At 44.9% G+C, this 544-nt stretch carries 1 protein-coding gene; it reads right to left on the bottom strand.

Features of this window, described 5'->3' with window-relative positions; all coding sequences use genetic code 11:
- Positions 1-410: alpha/beta fold hydrolase (locus R7Z50_RS30360; protein ID WP_318150131.1), on the bottom strand; the 410-nt coding region annotated here is incomplete at its 3' end.
- Positions 411-544 lie beyond the last annotated feature (134 nt).

Raw genomic sequence — 544 nt, 5'->3', positions numbered from 1 at the left:
TCTAGCATCGCAAAGTATTTTTTATGCGTCACTTCTGGTTCCCAACCAATAAAGGTATCCATCAACACCAATGACTTCACTCGTTGTGGGGCTTGAGCGGTCAGTTCCGCACCCCACATACCGCCAACAGATAAGCCAACAATGGAAAATTTGTCGATTTCCAAATGATCCATTAGCGCCAGCATGTGTTGGGCATAATCAACTAAAGACGTGGTCGAAGCAGGAGCGGCGTCCGATTCACCATGCGCCCATAAGTCAGGCACAATACAACGATAGGACTGGCTCAAAACTTCAATTTGAGGCGCCCACATTTGGCAATCCCACAAATAGCTATGTCCAAACAGCAGCGCAGGCCCTTCGCCTTTGTCTAGGTAAGCAAGTTGCTGACCTTCAATTTCAAACTTCTTCATTGTTATATCCATTTATTATTCTTCCGCGCCATCCTATCACTGAACACAAAGAAAACTGCTCACATCAGTCTGGAAATCTCGCGCCTTTTTCTTGGGAAAATAAACCACAAAAACAAAGGCCTCTATAAATAGAG

The organism is Vibrio sp. 1249-1 (assembly GCF_033340495.1).
This window is presented reverse-complemented; position numbering and strand designations above follow the sequence as displayed.